The sequence below is a fragment of the Runella defluvii genome (assembly GCF_014195535.1).
Classification (GTDB): domain Bacteria; phylum Bacteroidota; class Bacteroidia; order Cytophagales; family Spirosomataceae; genus Runella; species Runella defluvii.
This window is the reverse complement of record NZ_JACIBY010000030.1, coordinates 19,415-40,755: the sequence shown is the minus strand read 5'-3', so window position 1 is coordinate 40,755 and position 21,341 is coordinate 19,415. Positions and strand designations below refer to the sequence as shown.

At 50.1% G+C, this 21,341-nt stretch carries 3 protein-coding genes and 1 pseudogene; all 4 read right to left on the bottom strand.

Features of this window, described 5'->3' with window-relative positions:
* Nucleotides 1–1,811 (bottom strand): annotated as a pseudogene (locus FHS57_RS30705) (hypothetical protein); the annotation flags it as partial.
* A 110-nt stretch (nt 1,812–1,921) separates the two neighbouring features.
* Nucleotides 1,922–12,022 (bottom strand): T9SS type A sorting domain-containing protein, encoded by a 10,101-nt coding sequence (locus FHS57_RS30700; protein ID WP_221225780.1) that lies wholly within the window; start codon nt 12,020–12,022, stop codon nt 1,922–1,924.
* Between the two features lie 172 nt (nt 12,023–12,194).
* Nucleotides 12,195–13,865 (bottom strand): helix-turn-helix transcriptional regulator, encoded by a 1,671-nt coding sequence (locus FHS57_RS30695; RefSeq protein ID WP_183980479.1) that lies wholly within the window; start codon nt 13,863–13,865, stop codon nt 12,195–12,197.
* Between the two features lie 120 nt (nt 13,866–13,985).
* The gene (locus tag FHS57_RS30690) at nt 13,986–21,203 is read right to left on the bottom strand and encodes a LamG-like jellyroll fold domain-containing protein (protein WP_183980477.1); all 7,218 of its coding nucleotides are present in this window, start codon (nt 21,201–21,203) and stop codon (nt 13,986–13,988) included.
* Nucleotides 21,204–21,341: the final 138 nt, after the last annotated feature.

The following is a 21,341-nucleotide window of genomic DNA, read 5'->3' as shown; positions in this document are numbered from 1 at the left end:
GCCCCGCCGTCTTTCTGATAACTCACGCCGTAGCTCGTACTCAACGACAAGCCCGTTAGCTGAATGCTCCCATTCGTCGAATTGCACGTACTCGGTGATACCTTTGTCCCCACCAAAAACGTCGGCTTCACGGGATCAGACAAATCGTAGGGGCCCGCCAACGTAACTTCACAACCTTCGTACAGGATTTTGAACTTACCATAAATGCCCGCGCCTAGTCCCGACAACGTAAACGTAGCTGACATTCCACCCACGCGGCCGCTTGGCGTTCCCACCGTAATTGAACCCGAACTCGATTGACCGTTTTTCTCGTAGCTCAACGTGTAACTCCCCGTGGGCAACGTCGTTGAAAACAAAATCGAACCATCCACCCCGCCGCACGTACTTGGATTTACGCTGCTGAGTTGGCTCATGCTGAACGTAGGGGCACTCACCACCGCCGTCGCCGATTCGCTTACACAATTCTTCAACGTTACTTTGATATTGCTGTAATTGCCTGAACCTAAACTCCCTATCACTAGATTCCCCGAGGCGTCGCTCACCAACGTCTGCGTTACCGCAGCCCCGCCGTCTTTCTGATAACTCACGCCGTAGCTCGTACTCAACGACAAGCCCGTTAGCTGAATGCTCCCATTCGTCGAATTGCACGTACTCGGTGATACCTTTGTCCCCACCAAAAACGTCGGCTTCACGGGATCAGACAAATCGTAGGGGCCCGCCAACGTAATATCATTGCCATTGTGGGTGATTTTGAAAGCACTATACGTCCCTGCTCCTAAACCTGTCAAGCTAAAAGTTCCTCCCCCAGCTGCTACCCGCGTATTGGAGCTACCCACTGTAATCATCGCCGATTGCTCACTGCCATTTTTCTTGTAAAATAACTGATAACTATTGGCAGGTAAATCAGTGGTAAATAAAAGGGCACCATCAGACCCACCGCACGTACTTGGCTGTACGGATGAACTAAACGCAAAGCTAGGCAAAGCGGAAATCCACTCAATAATTACCTGCCCTCCGCCCGTATTATCGATGGATATTGTTTTGGCAGTTGCACCACTTTTGGTATAAGACCCACCGCCACCGCCGCCGCCACTTTCACTTTCGTTTCCCCCATTACCTCCAGTGTAGCCACCACCTCCACCGCCACCATAGCCACTGCCACCACCACCACCATAGCCACCAAATGTACCGCTAATACCCGACTTTCCTCCTTCAAAACCTTCAGGAGCACCCGAACCACCCCCACCACCTTGGAAGTCATACCCAGCATCTCCACCCGTACCATTGATGCCACCGCCGCCACCACCGCCGCCAGTCATCCCATTTCCATAATTTCCACCCTCACCCGACCCTGGCTCCGTGGAAGCGTTTCCTCCTGGCTGGTCGCCATTTCCACCACCACCTCCTGCGGCTACCAATAAATTGGTCGTATTAAAAGCACCAACGCTTACAAAACTTCCACCACCACCACCGCCGTATCTGTCATCTCTACTTGCCCCTTGCGCACCCACAACAATGTTGAGTACAGCACCTGAAGCCACCGAAAAAGTCGCTTTTACCGTGGCTCCTTTGCCACCCGTTGATTTTCCATTACCACCCGCTGCTCCTTTGGCAGTAATCGTAATGCTCGTAACCCCAGTAGGTACTGTGAACGTCTGAATTCCACCCGAACTGCTTATCGCATAGATTGGATTAAACGTTTTGGGGCTGGTTTGAGACCACGTTTTTCTTGATTGAAAAACACAAAAAATGAGAATAAATAAGAATAATTGATTAACGTTTTGCTTTACTAATGGATAAAGTGACTTCATAAACATTCGTAGTTGTTTTAGAGGCCACAAATAAATAGCAAAAACAATCCAAAAGATATAAGGGTTACCCCTTATTTTTTGGATTGTTTTATGGCTTTTTGTACGAAAAATTAAAGCACTTTTACCACTTTCAAGGTGGCTTGTTGTGTTTCTGTCGTCACCTTCAAGAAGTACATTCCCGTCGGCAATTCACTTACCCCAAACTCCTCTTGATGGGTGTTGGTTTCGGGCACAAATTGACGACGCAAAACTTCCCGACCTGTTGCATCCATCAACGTACTTTGCACCACTTGCCCCTTGCTGTCTTGAACCTTCAGGCGGAGAACGTTAGTCACAGGGTTGGGCATGACCGAAGCAAAAGACCCGTTATCCGAACCTTGCCCTTTGCCATTTGCCTCTTGCCCTTCGCCTCTTGCTCCTTGCCCTTTGCCATTTGCCCCTTCGCTGTCCGCTGTCCTCGCTGCTCCTACCCCTACTCCATCTCGCGACTGGATACGGAACCAGTATTCTTGGTAGGCCAACACGTTACCTTGCGGTTTGCGGGTAGAGGGGTAAATGCTGCCCCAGCCCTTTTGGTCCCAGTAACGAATGCCTAATTTGTACAATCCTTTGGGTAACCCCGAATCATATACGTTACCACCTGCACCATTGTCTTGGTAAAAGCCGTACGCTGGATGGTTTTGGGCATAAAGCTCCGTCCAGCCATCACGGTTGGCATACATAAAGTACGGCACGTTGTTCTCGTGCGTGTTGAAGGAACGAATCACGCCCATTTCTGGCGTCGCCAACATATCGAACGTCAACGAGCCATCGGCACTTAATCCACAGGCTTCAACATTTATTGTCCAGTAGCGAGGGGCTGTCTTATTGGCATTTTCTACGTAATACAAAGTTGGATTTACCTGCGTGCTTTGCTCCAACTCAGGGCCACCATCACGCGTGATAAACTGACTACGCCACGCCGCGCGGTCATTGGTTTTGATGGCTGATTTTGATTCACCAATGTTGATCAACGTCACCACAAACGCATTCCAATAAATATCCTTGCGGACACTTTCCGAACTTTGACAGCCACCTTCAAAAAGACACTTTGCCCAGTAGGTTTGCTTCGTCACATTATTGAAAGCGACCTCGAAACTTGGCGCAGTGACTCCCGTGTTCCAAAACGTCTGACTTCCTGTGGGGCAGTTGGCCGAAATCGTGACCGTCGTACCCGTACACACAATCTCTTGTGAAGCTGTGATTATAGGAGCGACTTGGGTTGAGGTTAACGTAAACGTCACCACATTACTCTTTTCACTTACACAACCATTTTCCGTTTGACAACGAGCGTAGTACGACGTCGTTTGGCTTGGAACGGTTGAAGGTAAGCTTGGCAAAGCCAAATTCGTCGTCGCATTGTACCAAACCGTGCGCAAACTGCCGCAAGTTGATTGGCCGCTGAAACTCGCCGATGGGTTACAACTGCTTGTTGATGACAATGAGACCGTCGGCGCTGATGGAATGGTGATCAGTTTTAAGCGCATCACCCCCGACTCAGATTCCACGCACGAAGGCATTCCGTCTGATTTGCGGCACCGCACGCGGTAATTGTGGTACTGATTATCCACCAAGCCTACGGGTACACCCGCACTGTACTCGCCACCATCCACCGAATAAATCATCACTTCGTGAGCTCCGCAATTGGCATTAAATGTAAGAGGCATATTCACCAAACTACACACTTCCTTCGTCTCGCCTACGGCAACTGTCACCCCGTCCACCAATAAAGAAACATTCTGCGGAACGGTCGAACGGTAATTTATCGTCAACTCAATCGGTGACGTATAAGTCACGGAACAGTTCGCGTCACAAGCTGCTTGGTAACGGTGGGGTTGGTTATTGGAGGATTGGGAAACGGGGGCTGTCGCCGACCAGTTACTCCAAGCACCACTGCCCACTTGTACGCGCCAAACGGGCGAACCTACCACACACAACCCCGTAACCGTAAACTGTAAACTGTTAACAGGATTGGCATCCGTGTCGCAGAAAGTTTGTGAATTGCCTTCGTTCAAGGTTTGTTGCAGTGTAGTAAGCGTAATCGTGGGTTTGCCTTGTACTTTGACTTCCACACTGCCACTTTGGGCTTGACTACAACTCGTCGTGGAGCTTTCCGAGACACTCACCAAATTGTAAACAAACGTCCCCGCTGTTCCCGTCGGCGCTGCTACCGTCACGTTGTTGCCACTCGTGGTTGTCACCGTTTGGGCTGGGCCATCGTTGATTTTGTAAGTAAATGTGTAAGGTGCCGTCGCATTTGCCCCAGTGAAGGCGATGTTTGGCGAAGTACTGTTTTGACACACCGTCGTTGTCCCCGAAATCGTCCCCGTAGGCAAAGGGTTTACCGTTACCGTTGCGCTGCCCGTTTGCGTCTGGCTACACGCCGTTGAAGAGCTTTCTGAGACACTTATCAAACTATACACAAACGCGCCTACTGTTCCCGTCGGGGCAGCAACTGTCACGCTGTTTCCACTTGTGGTTGTTACCGTTTGTGTTGAACCATCGTTGATTTTATAGGTAAACGTGTAGGGTGCCGTCGCATTTGAGCCCGTGAAGGTAATGTTTGGTGATGAACTGTTTCTACACACCGTCGTTGTGCCTGAAATCGTGGCCGTTGGCAAAGGATTTACCGTTACCGTCACGCTACCCGTTTGCGTCTGGCTACAAGCCGTTGAAGAGCTTTCCGAGACACTTATCAAACTATACACAAACGCTCCCACTGTGCCCGTCGGCGCTGCCACCGTCACGCTGTTTCCACTCGTGGTTGTCACCGTTTGGGCAGGGCCATCGTTGATTTTATAAGTAAACGTATAGGGTGCTGTCGCATTTGCTCCCGTGAAGGTGATGCTAGGCGATGGACTGTTTCTACACACCGTCGTCGTGCCTGAAATCGTGGCCGTTGGCAAAGGGGTTACCGTTACCGTTGCGCTACCCGTTTGCGTCTGGCTACACGCCGTTGAAGAGCTTTCCGAGACACTTACCAAACTATACACAAAAGCCCCCACTGTTCCCGTCGGGGCAGCAACTGTCACGCTGTTTCCACTTGTAGTTGTCACCGTTTGGGGCGTTCCATCATTGATTTTATAGGTAAACGTGTAGGGTGCCGTCGCATTTGAGCCCGTAAAAGTGATATTCGGCGATGAACTGTTTCTACACACCGTCGTTGTGCCTGAAATCGTGGCCGTTGGTAAAGGATTTACCGTCACCGTCACGCTGCCCGTTTGCGTCTGGCTACACGCCGTTGAAGAGCTTTCCGAGACACTTATCAAACTATAAACAAACGTACCTACTGTTCCCGTCGGGGCAGCAACTGTCACGCTGTTGCCACTCGTAGTCGTCACCGTTTGGGGCGCTCCATCGTTGATTTTATAGGTAAACGTGTAGGGTGCTGTTGCATTTGCTCCCGTGAAGGTGATGTTGGGCGAAGAACTATTTCTACACACCGTCGTCGTGCCTGAAATACCCGCCGTCGGCAGAGGATTTACCGTTACCGTCGCGCTGCCCGTTTGGGTTTGACTACAAGGCGTTGAAGAGCTTTCCGAGACACTTACCAAACTATACACAAACGCTCCCACTGTTCCCGTCGGCACTGCCACTGTCACGCTGTTGCCACTTGTAGTTGTCACCGTTTGGGCTGGGCCATCGTTGATTTTGTAAGTAAACGTGTAAGGTGCAGTTGCATTCGCGCCCGTGAAAGTGATGCTAGGAGATGGATTGTTTCTACACACCGTCGTTGTGCCCGAAATACTCGCTGTCGGTAAGGGATTTACCGTTACCGTCGCGCTGCCGCTTTGGGCTTGGCTACAAGCCGTTGACGAACTTTCTGAGACACTTATCAAACTATACACAAACGTGCCTGCCGTTCCCGTCGGCGCTGCCACCGTCACGCTGTTTCCACCTGTCGTCGTCACCGTTTGGGGCGTTCCATCGTTGATTTTATAAGTAAACGTGTAGGGTGCTGTCGCATTTGCCCCCGTGAAAGTAATGGTCGGCGATGAACTGTTTTTACACACCGTCGTTGTCCCCGAAATCGTAGCCGTGGGTAATAAGTTCACCGTAATCAATACAGAACTCGAAGTGGCTTCATTACATACTCCGCTTTTCACTACCGCTCTGAAGTAAGTATGGGCCGTGAGGTTACCAATGAGTGCGCTCGTCAAGGTCGTTGATGTGGAGGAAATAGAGACGGGGCTGCTAAAGGTTGAGTTAGCAGATTTTTCCCATCGAACCACATTTCCTACTTGACTGCTCAGAGTCAAATCGGCGGGGGAAGTACCTGTGCAGATACTTTGAGCAGAACTAACCGTACCACCTACACTGGTAGGATCAACCGAAAGAGGCGCGGAGTTAGTGGCAGGAGTTTCGCAGCCGTTGGCCGCCGTGATTTTGGATAGTTGCAGCGTGCCACTGACGGGCGAAGCAATGACAGCCGAAGCACTGCCGCTGCTGACAGTGATAGGAGCGGTTTGGGTACTGCCGCTGTTTATTTTATAACTGACGCTCGCATTGCCGCTGAAAGGCGTGCGGTTTTCGTACCACATGATTTTGTTGTCATATTGAGAAGCCGACAACACGTCCAAGTCCCCATCGCCGTCCAAGTCCGCCGAATACACCGACCAGGCCCCATTCGCCGAGGTGCTGATAGGCGTTTGTTCGGTGAAGCCTCCAATACCATCGTTTTTGTACCACGCGATTTTGTTGTCACTCGTGGAAGCCGACAAAACGTCCACATCCCCGTCACCGTCTATGTCCGCCGCATACACCGAGAGGGCGGTAGTCGCCGAGGTACTGATGGCCGTTTGTTCGACGAAGCCTCCACTACCATCGTTTTTGTACCATGCGATTTTGTTGTCACGAAACGAAGCCGACAGCACGTCCTGGTCTCCGTCGCCATCCAAGTCCGCCGCATACACCGACCAAGCGCCATTCGCCGAGGTGCTGATGACGGGTTGGGTGGTAAACCCCCCGCTGCCGTCATTTTTGTACCACGCGATTTTGTTGTCAGAGCGAGAAGCCGACAACACATCCAAGTCCCCATCACCGTCCAAGTCCGCCGCGTACACTGAGAAGGCAGCATCCGCCGAGGTGCTGATGGCAGGTTGTTCGGTGAAGCTACCGTTGCCATCGTTTTTGTACCACGCGATTTTGTCGTCATTGACAGAAGCCGATAGCACATCCATATCCCCGTCGCCGTCCAAGTCCGCTGCATACACCGAGACGGCACCATTGGCCGAGGTGCTAATGGCAGGTTGCGTGGTGAAGACCCCGCTGCCGTCGTTTTTGTACCAAGCGATTTTATCATCATCGTTAGATGCGGAGAGTACGTCCAAGTCCCCATCCCCGTCCAAGTCCGCCGCATACACCGACCAAGCGCCATCCGCCAAGGTGCTAATGGCAGGTTGTTCGGTGAAGCCTCCGCTGCCGTCGTTTTTGTACCACGCGATTTTATCGTTATTGACAGAAGTAGACAGCACGTCCATGTCGCCGTCGCCGTCCAAGTCCGCCGCATACACCGAGGTGGTAAAATTCGCCGAGGTGCTGAGGGGAGGATGGGTTTGAAAACTTTGATTTTGCACAAAACCGCTGAGGGCTAAGGTCGCATCTGAGCCCGTACACACGGGGGCGATGGGACCCGCCGTCAGGTCTTTCAGGTCGGGGCGGGGCAGGTGGCGGAGTTGGGTGGTTTTACCCGTACTCGTGGCGCAAGGGCCGCCATTATTGATTTTGAGCAACGTCAGCAGCCCCGCTTTAGGAGCCGTCAACGTTACCGTAGCACTGCCCGCATTGACGGGAACAGTCACCGTTTGGGGCACCCCACCCCCGACATTGTAGGTCACCGTGGCATTCCCGCTCAAAGGCGTGCGGTTTTCATACCACGCGATTTTGTTGTCATTGGCAGATGCCGACAAAACGTCCATGTCCCCGTCCCCATCTAAGTCCGCTGCATACACCGCCTGAGCATCGTTGGCGGCGGTACTGATTACCTGCTGCACTCCGAACCCACCGCTGCCGTTGTTTTGATACCACGCAATTTTGTCATCTAAAATAGACGCTGACATCACATCCATGTCCCCGTCCCCGTCCAAGTCCGTCGCATATACCGAAATAGCTCCGTTGGCGGCGGTACTGATCACCTGTTGCGCTCCGAACCCGCCGCTGCCATTGTTTTGATACCACGCGATCTCATCATCACTATAAGACGCCGACAGCACGTCCAAATCCCCGTCCCCATCCAAGTCCGCTGCATACACCGAAGAAACCGCGTCAGCGGCGGTACTGATCACTTGCTGTGCTCCGAATCCACCTCTGCCATTGTTTTTATACCACGCGATCTTGTCATCAATAAAAGACGCTGACAGCACGTCCAAATCCCCATCCCCGTCCAAATCCGCTGCATACACTGAAACAGCCCCGTCGGCGGTGCCGATCACCTGCTTCGCTCCGAACCCGCCGCTGCCGGTGTTTTTATACCACGCGACCTTGTCATCCTCGGAGGATGCAGACAGCACATCCAAATCACCATCCCCATCCAAATCCGCTGCATACACCGATTCAGCCCCGTCGGCGGTACTGATTACCTGCTGCGCTCCGAACCCACCGCTGCCATTGTTTTGATACCACGCGATCTTGTCGTCGTTGAACGAAGCCGACAGCACATCCAAATCTCCGTCCCCATCCAAGTCTGCCGCATATACAGACAAAGCCCCCATGGCTAAGGTACTGATCACAATCTCAGAACCGAAATTACCGCTACCGTCGTTTTGGTACCACGCAATCTTTTTGTCAGACTCAGAAGCCGACAGCACATCCAAATCACCGTCTCCATCCAAGTCTGCGGCATGCACTGACTGAGCACTATTCGCCGAGGTGGTGATAGCTGAGCGAGTTTGAAAACTACGGGTTTGCACAAATCCACTGAGGGATAAACTCGCATTCGAGCCTGCACACACGGGGGCGATGGGGGATAAAGTCAGGTCTTTCAGGTCGGGGCGGGGCAGGTGGCGGAGTGGGGTAGATTTACTTACCCCCGCCGAGCAGCCGTCGGCATTGGCTACTTTGAGGACGGTGACGGCACCTGCTTTAGGAGCTGTTAGCGTTACCGTGGCGCTGCCCGAATTGACAGGCACGGTCACCGTTTTGGGTATCCCGCCTCCGGCGGTGTAGGTCACGGCGGCACTGCCGCTGAAGGGCGTGCGGTTTTCGTACCAAGCAATCTTGTTATCATTGACAGAAGCCGACAAAACGTCCATGTCCCCGTCCCCATCTAAGTCCGCCGCATATACCGATCGGGCACTACTCGCCGAGGTGCTGATGGAGGTCTGAGTCGTAAAAGTGCCGCCGCCGTCGTTTTTATACCACGCAATTTTATTATCATTGGAAGAAGCCGACAGCACGTCTATATCCCCATCCCCGTCCAAGTCCGCCGCATACACCGATTCAGCCACGTCAGCGGAGGTAGTGATAGAGGGCTGAGCCGTGAAAGTACCGCTGCCGTTGTTTTGATACCACGCAATCTTGTCATCATCCAAAGAAGCCGACAGAACGTCCATGTCTCCGTCCCCGTCCAAGTCTGCCACATACACCGAAACAGCCCTATTGACGGTACTGATTACCTGCTGTGCTCCGAACCCACCACTGCCGTCGTTTTTATACCACGCGATTTTGTCGTCATTGACAGAAGCCGATAACACATCCAAATCTCCGTCCCCGTCCAAGTCTGCCGCATACACCTTAGCAGCCCCATTGACGGTACTGATTACCTGCTGTGCTCCGAACCCACCACTGCCGTCGTTTTTATACCACGCAATCTTGTCATCAACCAAAGAAGCCGACAGAACGTCCATGTCTCCGTCGCCGTCCAAGTCTGCCGCATACACCGAAACAGCTCCATTGGCCGAGGTACTAATTACCTGCTGTGCTCCGAACCCACCACTGCCGTCGTTTTTATACCACGCGATTTTGTCATCATCCAAAGAAGCCGATAACACATCCAAATCTCCGTCCCCGTCCAAGTCTGCCGCATATACCGAAGCAGCTCCATTGGCCGAGGTACTGATGGAAGACTGAGTTGTAAATGTGCCGTTGCCGTTATTTTTATACCACGCGATCTTTTGGTCAGCTAAAGACGCCGACAGCACGTCTATGTCTCCGTCACCGTCCAAGTCCGCTGCATACACCGAAATAGCCGCGTTGGCAACGGTGCTGATAGATGGTTTAGATTGAAAACTCTGAGTTTGGACAAAACCGCTGAGGGGCAGGGTCGCATCTGAGCCCGCACACAGGGGGACGATGGGACCCGCCGTCAGGTCTTTCAGATCGGGGCGGGGCAAATGGCGGAGTTGGGTGGTTTTACCCGTACTCGTGGCGCAAGGGCCGCCGTTACTCATTTTGAGTAAGGTCAGCAGCCCCGCTTTAGGGGCCGTCAAGGTAAGGGAGGCGCTGCCCGAATTGACAGGCACGGTCACCGTTTGGAGCACCCCACCCCCGACATTGTAGGTCACCGTGGCATTGTTGCCGAAGGGTGTACGGTTTTCGAACCATTCGATTCGGTCGCCCTGGTAGGCCGCCACCGGCACATCCATGTCGCCATCGCCGTCCAAGTCCGCCGCATACACCGAATAGGCAAAGCCCGTCGTATTGCTGATCACGATTTGCGCTCCGAATCCTCCACTACCGTTGTTCTCATACCAGGCGACCTTGTTGTCCTGACCAGATGCCGAGAGCACGTCCAAGTCGCCGTCGCCGTCCAAATCTGCCGCATGAACCGATGCGGTTCCACCTGCTGCGGTACTGATGATGTTCTGTACTCCGAATCCACCGCTGCCGTTGTTTCGGTACCACGCCACCTTGCTGTCCAATTGAGAGGCCGACAGCACATCCATATCGCCGTCGCCGTCCAAATCCGCCGCAGTCACAAAGGCAGCTCCATCGGCAGCGGTACTGATTGTGTTCTGCGGCCCAAACCCGCCGCTGCCGTTGTTTTGGTACCACGCGATTTTATCGTCATTAGAAGAAGCCGATAACACATCCATATCTCCGTCACCATCCAAATCCGCGGCATATACCGACTGCGCTCCGGAGCCCGCAGTACTGATCACCGTTTGCGGCCCGAATCCTCCGCTACCGTTGTTTTCATACCACGCGATTTTGCTGTCATTGATAGAAGCAGACAACACATCCAAGTCTCCATCCCCATCCAAATCCGCCGCATACACCGAATTGGCTCCGTTCGCTGAAGTAGTAATCTCGGATTGTGGTCCAAATCCGCCGTTGCCATCGTTTTTGTACCAGGCGATCTTATGATCATAAATCGAAGAAGACAATACGTCCAAATCCCCATCACCGTCCAAGTCCGCCGCATACACCGAAGTAGGAAAATCTGCCGAAGTACTGATAATGATTTGCGGCCCGAATCCTCCGTTTCCATCGTTTTTATACCAGGCGACCTCGTCGTCATTGACAGAAGCCGACAGCACGTCCATGTCCCCGTCGCCGTCCAAATCTGCCGAATAGACCGAAGAGGCCCCATTGATCAAGGTGGTGATGGGCGGTTTGGATCGAAAACTCCGGGTTTGTACAAAACCGCTGAGGGATAAGGTGGCATTTGAGCCCGCACACACGGGGGCGATGGGGGATAAAGTCAGGTCTTTCAAATCAGGACGCGCACTGACCGTAACCGTTCCCGTAGCATCAGTGAAGCCACCGTTGCGTATCCCTCCGTCAGAACCCGTCACTTTCAGTAATGTATAGGTCTTGGTGGCGGTGGTTTTGCTCATAGCGTTAAAAGGGGTGCCACTCGTCACCCCCGTTTGGGTACGGATGGCATTGCCGTCGGTGTAGCGTACCGTAAAGGGACCCGTCCCCGCCGTGGCGGTGAAAGTAAGGGTAGCCTGTGCACCGGGGCAGATGGGGTTGCCGCTCAGGCTGCCCTGCGGCGTCACTTGGGCTAAAAGCCCGAAAGAAAAAATGCACAGAAGCAGGGTAAGGTAGCGTAATTTTGCGTTCATAAAGCGTTGGGTTTGCATCTTGTGTTGGAGGTCGTAGAGTTGTTTTTCCAAGTTTTTCAATTGTTTTTGGTAACCATACCAACACCCCGCCACCAACACTCCAAACAGAAGTGCTAGCAGTAGTAGCACAAACTTAGGTTGGCGATATAGTTTCGGAATTGGCATAGTTAAAACTACCCAATGCGCTCCCTAAACGCCAAATTTCAAGCGTTGCAAAAACGTTGCAATTTACAACACACTCACCATCAACTTGTTACAAACCAAAAACACTCTTACTTAGGAAAAGAGCAAAAGTAGTCGTCTTCTGAGGAGACAGTACGAAGGAATAAAAACGGGTCTATTCGCCCATCATTTCGAGCCATTTTTCTAGGCTTTCTTCTTCGGGAAGCTGCACTTTTTTACGTAAACGCGACCAAGTAGAGCGCACACTCACGGGGGAAACCCCCAACATGCTGGCCATTTCTTTGGTGGACAATTGCAATTTTGCCAAAGCAATAAAACGAATTTCGGCAGGGGTAAGCGTCGGAAATTTCTCCTTCACCCGACGCAAATACCCTCCGTGGACTTTCTCAAAAAGCGCACGAAAATCCTCCCATTGCTCGTCGGTCAAAATCGTTGCTCCTTGTAACTGCTCAATGAATTCGTTTTTCTCCAAAACACGCTGCGTAAAATGTTGCAGTTGCTGCTTGGCTATTCCAAGCTCTTGTTCTTTTATTTGCAGTTGCTGTACCGAAATCAATTGATCTTGCAGGTGGTTTTTTCGTTGATTTTGATAAACGTAAACCGCCAATGCAAAGCCAATCAACAGCAGCAGCAATACGCCATTTCGCTCTTTTTCTTTTAAGGCACGTTGGGTTTCGATGCTAGTCATTTCCGCACGATGCTGGCGTAGCTGATTGGCTTGCACGGCTCGTAAGATTTTTCGCGCACTAAATTGTCGTTGCAAACTGTCCTTCACCCAGTCTGCCGAATCGGAATACATCATGGCCAATTGCGGCTGACCCGTTTGAACATATAATTTCAGTAGCCACGGATAAACTACGTTATACAGCTCAAATTCTCGTTGAATATCGGCATATTTTTTAGCTTCCAACAACAGTAGTTGGGCTTCCTTGTCTTTGCCTTTTAAGAGCGCAATCGCCCCCAGTGCTGTCTGTACCTTTACCACCATTTGCCATTCTTCTTTTAATTTAACCATCGAAAGTGACCGACGAAGAAGCGCCTCGGCTTGTGCGTAGTTTTTTCTGGTAAAAGCATTCAAACCGAGCTCACCGTAACTGACTCCCAACCACGACGTATCTCGCTGACTAATAGAAGCTTGCAATGAAACCTTAAAATAATAATCAGACGAATCCAATTGATTTTGTTTTCGGAAACAAATCCCCAGCAATCCATAATTTCGGCACAAATGCGCCGTTTCTCCCGCCTCTAACTCACTTTGAATGGATGCTTTTGCTAACTCAATGGTTTTGGGATAGTCGTCGAAATAGTAATAAGCAGAGGCTAACTCTTTGAGGCAATTGGTTTTATCAGGAAAGGTACGTTTACTTACGTTTTTGACCAGTTCATACATGCGCAAAAAATGTTCAAAAGCCAATTCGTAGTTTTTAATCCGATAAAAATACGTCACACCAAAATGCTTTTCTACGGAGGCTTCTTGCAGTAATCTTTTTTGTTGGGCAATCTTCAACGTACGGTTTAAAACGCTGAGCGCTAATTGGTCAGAATACTTTGTTCGGTACAGAAAAAAACTCAACTCCCCCATGTACGTATCCATTTCTAAGCCTTCGTCTTTATGAGCTATCGCTAGTTGGCGAATCCCCAAAAGTTCTTTAAAAAACAACGCCGAATCGTATTGGACATTGACGGTTTTTTCAGCCCAAAAATTCCCCCACTCTTTAGCTCGTCCTCGGTAGTCTTTGTGTAAAAAGCGCTCATATTGCGCATTTACCGACAAACTACCAAGTAAAAAAAGCAAGCTAACGTTTATTAGGGTTTTGAGTTTCATTTTTATATCCTTGCATAGACCTACAAAGATATACCATATTCTTTTTAGGTGCTTTTTATTTACAAAAAAGGGAACCCAAACTTAATTGGATTCCCTTGTCATGGCTTTTGCTGGCAAAAACTATTCTACCTTCACCACTTTCAAAGTAGCTTGTTGCATCTCCGTCGAGACCTTCAAGAAGTATATTCCCATCGGCAACTCACGCACCCCAAATTCTTCTTGGTGGGTGTTGGTTTCGGGCACAAATTGGCGACGTAAAACTTCCCGACCCGAAGCATCCGTTAACGCAGCTTGCACTGTTTGCCCCTTGCTATCTTGCACTTTCAAGCGAAGGATGTTGGTGACGGGGTTGGGGAGAACGGTCGCGAAAGCGCCGTTATCCGTTATCGGTTGTCCGTTATCCGAACCTTGCCATTTGCCATTTGCCTCTTGCCCTTCGCCTCTTGCTCCTTGCCCTTTGCCATTTGCCTCTTCGCTCACTGCTGATCTCGCTGCACCTACGCCTACCCCATCTTTCGACTGGATACGGAACCAGTATTCTTGGTAAGTCAACACATTACCCTGTGGTTTGCGGGTAGAGGGGTAAATGCTGCCCCACCCCTTTTGGTCCCAGTAACGAATGCCTAACTTGTACAATCCTTTGGGTAACCCTGCATCATATACGTTACCCCCCGCTCCATTGTCTTGGTAAAAACCGTAGGCTGGATGGTTTTGCGCATACAATTCCGTCCAGCCATCACGGTTGGCATACATAAAGTAGGGTGTGTTATTCTCGTGCGTGTTGAAGGAACGAATTACGCCAGTCTCGGGCGTCACCAACATATCGAACGTCAACGAGCCATCGGCACTTAATCCACAGGCTTCAACATTTATTGTCCAGTAGCGTGGGGCTGTCTTATTGGCATTTTCTACGTAATACAAAGTTGGATTTACCTGCGTGCTTTGCTCCAACTCAGGGCCACCATCACGCGTGATAAACTGACTACGCCACGCCGCGCGGTCATTGGTTTTGATGGCTGATTTTGATTCACCAATGTTAATCAACGTCACCACAAACGCATTCCAATAAATATCCTTGCGGACACTTTCGGCACTTTGACAGCCACCGTCAAAAAGACACTTTGCCCAGTAGGTTTGCTTCGTCACATTATTGAAAGCTACCTCGAAACTTGGCGCAGTGACGCCCGTGTTCCAAAACGTCTGACTTCCTGCGGGACAGTTGGCCGATACTCGAACAGTCGTCCCCGTACAAACTATCTCTTGCGAAATCGTAATCACGGGCGCAACTTGCGTTGGGGTTAACGTAAACGTCACCACGTTGCTCTTTTCACTCACACAACCATTTTCCGTCTGACAACGAGCGTAATAGGAAGTTGTCTGGCTTGGTACGGTCGAAGGTAAGCTTGGCAAAGCAACGTTCGTGGTGGCATTGTACCAAACTGTTCGCAAACTGCCACACGTTGATTGTCCACTGAAACTCGCCGATGGGTTACAACTGCTTGTCGATGACAATGATACCGTCGGCGCTGCTGGAATTACGACCAATTTTAACCGCATTACCCCAGACTCTGACTCCACACACGATGGCGTGCCGTCTGATTTGCGGCAACGTACGCGGTAGTTGTGAAACTGATTGTCCACCAAGCCTACGGGTACGCCCGCGCTGTATTCGCCACCATCGACGGAATAAAGAATCACTTCGCCCGTGGCACAGTTCGCATTAAAAGTTAGGCTAGTAGTCACCAAACTACACACTTCCTTCGTCTCGCCTACGGCAACTGTCACACCGTCCACCAATAAAGAAACATTTTGAGGAATGGAAGCTCGGTTATTAATTGTCAATTCAATCGGACTCGTGTAGGTCACAGAACAGTTCGCATCGCAGGCCGCTTGGTAGCGGTGGGGTTGGTTATTAGATGATTGGGAAACTGGGGCTGTCGCCGACCAGTTGCTCCATGCGCCAGTACCTACTTGTACTCGCCAAACGGGATTACCCACCATACACAAACCCGTAACATTAAACTGTAAACCGTTAACAGGATTTGCATCGGTATCGCAGAAGGTTTGAGCATTGCCTTCGTTCAACGTTTGTTGCAACGTCGTCAACGTAATCGTCGGTTTGCCTTGTACCGTCACCGTCGCGCTACCTGTTTGTGCTTGACTACAATTAGTTGGATTTGATACCGATTCCAATGTAAAACTAACCACCCCCGAAACATTGGTTGGAACGGGAACGACAACGCTATTATTGCTTCCTGATGTTTGTACAGTTTGCGGTGCACCTTCATTAACCTTATACGTAAACGTGTAGGGAGTTATCCCGTTTTGCCCCGTAAATGTAATGCTCGGCGAAGGACCGTTTAGACATACCAAGGCTGTACCTGTAATCAGTGCGATTGGCTTGCTGGGGTCGTTCAGTGTCGTTGAAACGGCATTTGTTACACAGGCTCCATAGGTAGCCACTATCTCGGTATAATTTCCTGCCCCTAACCCCGTAAGCGTAATTACTCCACTGCCATTGGAGGTAAAATTGGCCGCGGCAACCTCCACATTATTCTTTTTATACGTCACGCTATACGTGGTAGCATTTAGGAACCCACCCAGCACAATGCTACCATTGCCCCCCCCGCACGTAGTCGGGTGAGTTACGCTGACAGACGGGGTAATTGCTGCTGGCAGAGCCAACTGATATTCATACGCACCCATGTCCACTTTTCCGCCCACAATACGCGGATTACCTGCCATATCGGTTACGGCCGCACCCGCATTATCACCTGCATTGATAGCGGGCGAACAAGCTTGCAAACCCAAATCTCCGTTGGGGACATTCACAAACAATGGGTCGGCACCCTTATTGCCTGTACCCGAAAAGCCCCCTTTGATGATGGAATATGTAACCACTGGCAAGCCCGAGCCAATACTTATACCCGTATTTTGTCCCCAAATGATTGAATTTTTTATCGTTGGCGCTGAGCTTATAGTCATCATTTCGCCTCCACCATCGGTGGTTGCATTTCCAGCCATTGTTACGTGGTTGAAGTTTGCATTGGAAAACCTGACCAAACCTCCCCCTCCCTGAACGGCTGAGTTGCCCCAAAATAGCGCATTAATAAAGGTAGGAGTGGCTCCCAGAAGATAAACTCCCCCGCCGTCAAGCTCTGCTTTGTTTTTCACAAATGAAACATTGGTTAAACTACTTGACGAATTGGCAATAAACGCTCCTGCACCATTTGATGCGCTGTTGGCGGTAATTAGGAGGTTTTCCAACGTTGGAGAAGATAACCCAATAAACAAACCTCCACCAGCGTCAGTTGAGGAAGCGTTAGCGTTTCCTCCCGTTATGGTAAATCCATCCAAAACTGCCGTGCTTGTGAGTCCATTGTTATCATTTTTGACCACATAGAAGCTATTTTCCGCTGTATTGGAGATATTTAACGAACTACCACTTCCCGTTATTACATCATCCCCGTTCAGGTCGCCACTAAGAACAGTAACATTTGTTTTCCAATTGCGATCTGCAAAAGTCGGAGTACCTATTGCAGGGAAACCACCATAAATTTTCACCCCAGCTTTCATGACAAAAGATTCCGAGCGAGAAGTACCTGGCTTGTAGGTACCAGCTGCCACCCATACTTGTTCCACGCAATTGGCATTAATCATCGCTTGCAAATTTCCTGAGGCGTCGGCCCACGAACTCCCCGACCCTGATGCTCCTGCTTTGACATAGCGAATAGCGGACGTCGGTTTGGCCGCGACCCAGTTCGATGTGCTTCCGTTTAGGGCAAAACCGTTCAACGTACCCGCATACACGTTGGGGTCGGCCGCATTAGCCAGCTTTGAAATATTCGTATTATTGCCGTTGGCACCCCCGTGGTCAAATTGATAGTACATCAACAAACCCGTTTGGGGAAGGGATAAACTACCGCACAGCCCTGCCTGTATCTCTACTTGCGTTCGAGCAACATTCCAAATTCTTAGCTCATCAATACTACCATTTGTGTACTCTGGCGTTGAAGAAGAACCGTTGTTATTTCCTAACGTCAGACCTGTGTCAAAGGCGGTCAGCGGATAAGCCATCCCAAATTTTTGTTCGACCAATTCCCCGTCCAAATACGATTTAAAGCCGTTTTGGTCGAATCTTTGCCATGTCATCGCAATGTGGTGCCAATTTCCGTCGGTAGCAGCCTGGCCTACCGATACGCCAACACTACTTCCTCCAAAACCAATGGTATGGGTATAACTACCCGCTGAGCCATAACCCGAACTGATAAACTGATTTCCCGCTTTAAGAAACACCGCCGAACGAATGTCTGAGCCTTTGAACCAGTATTCAATGGTAAAGTTATCTCCAAGGTTCAAAGGTACAGGCGTACAGTTGGCCGCATTGGTTGTAGAAATACTTACAAAGTCGTTGCTGCCGTCAAAATTCAGCGCGTTGTTGGTAGTGACGGCAGGTAGATTAAAAGTGGAGCTCTGCTTATTCCCTTGAAACTCAAACGCTCCCAAGTCCACCGTACCTCCATTGAAAATACGAGTAGCCCCTGCTCGGTCAGTGGTCATTCCCGAAAGCACACTGCCATTGTCCCCTGTGTTGATGGCACAAGACTGCGCTTGCAGGCGAAAGTTACCGTCGGAAGGAGCCACAAACAGTGGGTCAATGTTTAAATTCCCGTTCCCTACATAGCCTCCCTGCACGATTGAGTTGGCCACACTGACAGTACCACCGATTTGCACAATTTCATTGGTACCGTTGCTATTTCCCCAAAGGATATTGTTGGTCAAGGTCATGTTAGTGGAGAAGGTCCGAAGTGCTCCACCGCTGTTGGCGCTATTGCCCGTAAATGTATTGTTAACCAACAACACTCCTCCCCCAAAGAAGGTATGTAAACCGCCCCCATCTCGGGAAGAATTGCCCACAACGAGGTTATTGACCAGCGTATTAGTGCCGTTGTAAATGTAGCCACCTCCTCCGTTATTTGACGATTGATTTTCCGAAATGGTATTACTTTCTAGCGTGATGTTGCTATCTTTTGTGTAAATACCACCGCCATTTGACGATTGATTTTTGGTAATGGTGTTATTTTTCAAGGTGGTGGTTCCACCAAAAATGTACATCCCGCCCCCCTCACTACGACTGACTGATTGACCATTAATTGTTACCGAAAAACTTCCCGTTGCATTTCCTCCCGCAATGGTGAAACCGTCCAATTCTATGGTAGGAGTGGTATTCGAGAAAGTAGCGACCACTACGTGATACGTATTATCATCGGCATTGGCAAAATTAGCCCCGTCGTTTCCCAAAAGGTCGCCGCTCAAAATGGTAGGATTGGCTACGATGTTTCGGTCATTTACCGACGTTTCGTTTCCTGCAAACCCTCCGTACAATTTCACTCCATTTTTGAGTAAAAAATAATAGTCACGGTTGGTGTCACAATTAGTACATCCTGGCGAGCTACTGGGCTTGTACGTCCCTGCGGCCACCCACACTTGTTGCACACAGCTAGCACCAATCATCGCTTGTAGATTCCCCGAAGCATTTGCCCAATCACTTCCATCGCCCGTACCTCCTGGTTTGACATAACGTATAGGGGGACCTGTCGGAGCAGCTACCCAGTTCGAGGTACTTCCATCCAACGCAAAACCATTCAACGTACCTATATAAGTATTGTTAGGGTCGGCAAGATTAGTCAACTTCTTCACGTTTGCGTTGGTGCCGTTGACAGCACCGTGGTTAAATTGATAATACATCAATAAACCCGTTTGAGGGAGCGATAAATTACCACATTGCCCCGCCTGTATCTCCGCTTGCGTTCTGACTACGTTCCAAACTTTTACTTCGTCTAAGCTACCGTTCATAAATTCACCTGCTCCATTCAACGAGCCCAAAGACAAACCAGCACTAAAAGAAGGCAAATCGGTATTTGTGGCATTTTTTTGCTCTACCAATTGGCCATCTAGGTACGATTTGAAACCATTAACAGCTCCCTTTTGCCAAGTCACGGCCACGTGATGCCAATTGCCATCGGTAGCAGCTGACCCTACGGCTACCCCGTCGGTACCTCCGCTATTGGAGAGAATGTGCTTAAAGTTACCAGCCGTCCCCCAACCCGAACTGATGTAGTTAGCACCGCTTTGAAAACGCACCGCCGACTGGATATTGGTCCCTTTGAACCAATACTCAATGGTAAGGGCATCGCTGAGGGTAAGGGTAGCTGAGGTACAATTAACGGGGCTTACGGGTGCCAAACTGACATAATCATTGGTCCCGTCAAAATGAAGGGCGTTGTTAGTGGTTATGATGGGTGATACGATTTGTCGTGCACCTTGGTACTCGTATGCACCCATATCGACCGTGCCGTTGTTATAGATACGCGGGTTTTTATCAAAATCCGTTTCTCCCGAAACGACAGCCGAATTTGTTCCGCCATCAATGGCACACGAAAAAGGACTTACGTTGAAATTTCCATTGGCGGCATCTAAAAAATCTGGGTCAGTACTGCGATTTCCCGTTCCAGCATACCCCCCCTGAACGATTGAATAACTAATACCAGTGCCTCCTCCCGTATTGGCTACTGGGGCATCATTCCCCCAAATGATACAATTGGCGATGGTAACACTCCCACCCGTTGCACTCTCAATGAGACGGGTAGTAGCACTGTGGAGTGTACTGTTTTTTAGGTTGGGGGATGAATTTTCAAACTTAATAGCCGAAGTGGCACCGCGATTATTGTAAAATTGGCAGTTGGAAATCGTCGGATTAGAAAAGGCTACCCCCATCCCACCAACGAGTCTTCCAAAATTATTTTTCAGAATACAGTTTTGAATAACGGGTGAGTTACCATAAATGTAAATACCACCTCCTGAATTATATGAATTATTAACGTCATTTCTATCATCTGCATAGCCATCCGAAATGATGAACCCGTCAAGCGTCGTCGGGTTTGGAGAACTACCTCCAATATCAAGGATGGAGACGACATGAAATGCGTTATCTTTTTCGTCGTTAACATTTCCAATATTACCGCTCAAAATGGTCGGATTAAGTACCCAGTTTCTGTCGGCTAACGTGGGGTTGTTGGTAGCAGGAAACCCACCCAAGAGCTTCACGCCGTTTTTCAAAGCAAAGGTAATACCCACATTGGCTGTTGCCGTGGTGGGCTTGTAGGTCCCTGCGGCAACCCATACTTGCTCGCCATCAGCCGAGGCATTAATCATCGCCTGTAAATCGCCTGAGGCATTGGCCCACGAAGAACCATCTCCAGTGCCTCCTTCCTTCACGTAGCGAATGGTTTGAGCATAACTGTTCCCTCCAATAAGTAGCGAGAATATACTGCTCATTAGAAGCAGTGAGCATCGAAAAAGTAAATGACTTTTCATTTTGAGTAAGGCAAAATATGAACAGTCACAAAGAAAGAAGGCGGCTCGCAAAGCCATGTTGCAACAACGGTACACGTAGGTTTCAGAGGGGATAGCAAT